This is a genomic window from Bradyrhizobium manausense (genome assembly GCF_001440035.1).
Classification (GTDB): domain Bacteria; phylum Pseudomonadota; class Alphaproteobacteria; order Rhizobiales; family Xanthobacteraceae; genus Bradyrhizobium; species Bradyrhizobium manausense.
On the sequence record NZ_LJYG01000092.1, the window covers coordinates 1 to 3718 of the forward strand.

Annotated in this window: 4 protein-coding genes; 1 reads left to right on the forward strand and 3 read right to left on the reverse strand. The window is 63.3% G+C overall.

Features of this window, described 5'->3' with window-relative positions:
* The 3 genes from AOQ71_RS21635 to AOQ71_RS48285 all read right to left on the reverse strand — a co-directional run.
* Positions 1 to 912: tyrosine-type recombinase/integrase (locus AOQ71_RS21635; protein WP_057750615.1), on the reverse strand; the 912-nt coding region annotated here is incomplete at its 3' end.
* On the reverse strand, positions 909 to 1418 hold the full coding sequence (locus AOQ71_RS48280; protein WP_245316621.1) for a tyrosine-type recombinase/integrase: 510 nt from the start codon (positions 1416 to 1418) through the stop codon (positions 909 to 911). The genes AOQ71_RS48280 and AOQ71_RS21635, both read right to left, overlap by 4 nt.
* A gap of 214 nt (positions 1419 to 1632) precedes the next feature.
* The gene (locus AOQ71_RS48285; RefSeq protein WP_245317061.1) at positions 1633 to 2148 is read right to left on the reverse strand and encodes a hypothetical protein; all 516 of its coding nucleotides are present in this window, start codon (positions 2146 to 2148) and stop codon (positions 1633 to 1635) included.
* Between the two features lie 215 nt (positions 2149 to 2363).
* On the opposite strand from AOQ71_RS48285, the gene AOQ71_RS21645 reads away from it, so the two are divergent.
* A complete protein-coding gene (locus AOQ71_RS21645) occupies positions 2364 to 3701 on the forward strand; it encodes an IS1182 family transposase (RefSeq protein ID WP_057750729.1) in 1338 nt (445 codons plus the stop codon).
* The last annotated feature ends 17 nt before the right edge of the window (positions 3702 to 3718 follow it).

The window sequence follows — 3718 nt, forward strand, 5'->3', positions numbered from 1 at the left end:
CCATCGCCGATCGAGACGCCGCGCCGCTTCTTCCATCAACTCGGGGCAAGCCGAGAGATACCAGTAGGTATCACGCACGCAGGCGTGGCCGAGGTAAGTGGAGAGCACTGGAACTCGTTGCTCGACGTTCTTGCCTTCGCGATACCAGTCGAGCAGCGTCCGGATGGCGAAGCGATGACGGAAGTCATGCACGCGTGGCCCGGTACGATCACCTGGGCGCCGCAGCCCGATCTCTCTGGACAATCGCCAGAAGACGCGATGAACGTACTGGTGCAGCAAGCGGCCTCCCTGTTCGGCAACGAAGTAAGTCGAGCCGCAGCGTGATCCGGGCATCGCGTCGCGCCGGTGGGCGTAGTCGCGCAACGCGGTTCTCGTCGTCGGATGCAATGGAACGAGCCGCGACTTGCCGAACTTGGTCAGCCGTACCGTCAGCACGCCGGCGTCGAGGTCGACGTCATCACGCCCCAGGCCCATCGCCTCGGATATACGCATGCCCGTCACCGCGATCAGCCCGAACAGGGTATGGTAGGTCCATCGGCGCAGCCCGCCCGCTGGCGGCAAAGCCAGCGCTGCCGCCAGCAACGCATCGATCTCCGCGTCGCTGTAGACATAGGGCTTGGCGCGCTTCCATCCGGGCAGCATGCCGACGGGCGGTACCTCCGTTCTAGGATCGAAGTTGGCGACATGGCGCGCGAACCCTCGCACGTCGCTCAATCGCAGCGCCCAGGATGCATGACGATCGGGCGGCAGCGTTGCCCATTCCATTGCCAGCCTCGTCGTGATGATCCTGGCTTTGCGCTTCTCCATAAAGGCAACGAAGTCGGCGAGCCGACGGGTCTGGTGCGCGTACTTGTACCCCAACCCCTTGCGCATGCTCAGGTACTTATCGAGTACGGCGCGCAGATTGGTCATTGCACGCCTCCCAGCCAGGGCAGGCTCAATGTTCTCAGCGCGTCGATGTCGACCTTCGCGTAAATCCGGGTGGTGTCGTGATTCTCGTGCCGCAGCAGCTGTCCGATCTCCGACAAGGTCGCGCCAGATCGGAGAAGCTCGGTAGCGAGACTGTGTCGGAAGATATGGGCGCCGCGGTGCGCGCAACCGTCGATTCCAACGCGATCGAGGGCGGCCTTGGCGATCATGGTGATCGCACATCCGGAAGCAAACCCGATGTGCGGCGCGAGTGTGCGGACGAACAACCGTCGGCACGACGACTTTGGGCGGCCACTGCGCAGATATGCAACGATGGCCGCGCCAACGTCTGGCGGTATCGACATCCGTGCACGCTGTCGGCCCTTGGCGCGAACGAGTATCTCGCTGGCGCGCCAGTCGATATCATCGAGCGTGAGCGTCGCGACCTCGTCGGCCCGCAGACCGAGCTTGGCCAGCAACAACAGAATGGCGTAGTCGCGCCGTCCCATCACCGTCTCTCGGTCGCAACTGTCGAGAGCCTTCCGCACCTGAGCGGCAGGCAGAAAGGTCGGTAGAGTTGCGAGCTTCCATCGGCGCATCGATGGAACGCAATCCGCCAACGGGCGCGCGTTCAGCCCCCGATGGTGGAGGTAACGGAGAAAGGCACGCAACGACCAGCACATCGCCTTGCCTGTTCCCGGGCTCCAATCCTGGGCATGGCGCTCAACGTAGCGGATCACGTCCTTGGCTGATCTTGCACAGGGCGCTGGCGCCGCCGGAGCACACCTCGTGCAGGAACCTGCGGATGACTGGGAGATGGCGGACGATGGACCTCGGGGCCAAGCCGCGCTCCGATCGCAGGTAGGCATCGAACTCCTTGAAGATCCGTTCGTGCGGGGTGAGAGGCGGTAGCACCAACGGCGCGATCGCGCCTTCCTCGCGCAGCACCGACAGCCATCGCTTGAGCGCAGCTCGGTCACCGGGTTGGATAGACTGCCTCCCGCCTCGATGTCGGAGGTACCGCTCAACGACCTGCTCATCGAGATCGACCAGCTTGTAGCGACGGCCTGCGATCCAACTCAGGAGCCCGCCAACTACGTTGAGGCAACGCCACGCGCCGTGCCGAACGAGCCTCTCTTCGACGAGACGAACGGCGTAGCACTCGACGAGCCGTCCGTGCGGCCCGCTTCTGAGACGCCGGTACAGCCGGCTTCTGCCCAAGTACTCTTCAACTTCCATCTTCCTGTTCTCCGCTGTTGACAGCGGAGGCACAGAACGAACTATGCCGAACCGACCAAACGCCGGTCAGCCAGAAATCTGGGGAAAACGACCCGACTCGGCATAGTTCGGCGGGCGGCATAAGCGGCAAAGCTCAACGACCACGCCCCGCAAGCTCGGAGCCTGTCTGAGTAGTGAGTGGTCAAGAGGGTGCGAGTCTGATTCCTTACGTAGCGATGAGCAAGGAATTTCGTCCCTGGAAGATCGATGAGGCCCAGCTTCTGCCGCAGAGCGTGCAGGATTATGTGCCGCAAGACCACGTTTCGCGATTTATCGTGTCGCTGGTCAGGGCAAGCCTTGATCTATCGGCGATCCTGGGCAGCTACCGGAGTGGGCTGGGTCAGCCGCCGTTTGATCCGCGGATGATGACGGCGGTGCTTCTGCACGGCTATGCGAGCGGCCTCTACTCGTCGCGGCGGATCGCCAAGGCGACGGTGGAGCGGGCGGATTTCATGATGATCGTGGCAGGCGACCCGCCGGACTTCCGCACGATCTCGGAGTTCCGGCGGCGGCACCTTAAGGCGCTGGCCGACCTGTTTGTGCAGGTGTTGAAGCTCGCCGAGAAGGCCGGATTGGTGAAGCTCGGGCACGTTGCGCTCGACGGCACCAAGATCAAGGCGAACGCGTCCAAGCACAAGGCGATGAGCTACGATCGCATGAAGAAGCGGGAAGCGGAGCTGGAAGCAGGGGTCGATCGCTGGCTCAAGGCCGCCGAGGCCGCCGATGCGGAGGAGGACAAGCTCTACGGCGACCTGCGTGGCGACGAAATGCCCGTTTGGGTGGCCGACAAGCAGAAGCGGCTTGAGAAGATACGCGAGGCCAAGGCCGCCCTGGAGGCCGAAGCCAAGGCTGCAGCCGAGGCGGAGAGCCAGGCGCGGGCCGAGGCCGAGGAGTGTCGCGTCGCCGAAGGCCGCAAGAAGAGCGGCAAGACGCCGACGAAAACCGAGCTCAACGGCACGGCGCAACGCAATTTCACCGACCCGGAGAGCCGCATCCTGAAGACCAAGGACGGTTACATCCAGGGCTACAACGCCCAGGCCGCGGTCGATGGTGCCCATCAGATCATCGTGGCGCAGACGCTGACCAGTTCCTGCAGCGATCAGGCGCAACTGGCGCCGTTGCTCGACGGGATCAAGGCCAATTTGGGGACCAATCCCGACGAAGTGTCGGCCGATGCCGGCTACTGCTCCGCCCCCAATCTTCGCACGATGAAGCGGCGGCGCATCGAGGGCTACATCGCCACCGGGACGCAGAAGCACGGCACCACGTCCGCCACCGCGAAAAAGGCTTCAAGAGCAGGATCGCTGATCGCCAGGATGAGCACCAAGCTCAAGCGCGCCGGGTACCGAAGTCGCTACCGCTTGCGTAAGCAGATCGTCGAATCCGTATTCGGACAGATCAAACAGGCAAGAGGGTTCAGCCAATTCCTGCTACGCGGCCTCGACGAAGTGAAGGCCGAATGGGCCCTGATCTGCACCGCACACAACCTCGTCAAGCTAGCGAGGGCCGCATGAGCGGCTATCATTAGGAT

What these genes read in the sequence shown, in the direction of transcription:
- AOQ71_RS48280 (WP_245316621.1), bottom strand. Translation starts at nt 1,418, where the DNA reads ATGGGACGGCGCGACTACGCCATTCTGTTGTTGCTGGCCAAGCTCGGT.
- AOQ71_RS21645 (WP_057750729.1), top strand. Translation starts at nt 2,364, where the DNA reads ATGAGCAAGGAATTTCGTCCCTGGAAGATCGATGAGGCCCAGCTTCTG.
- AOQ71_RS48285 (WP_245317061.1), bottom strand. Translation starts at nt 2,148, where the DNA reads ATGGAAGTTGAAGAGTACTTGGGCAGAAGCCGGCTGTACCGGCGTCTC.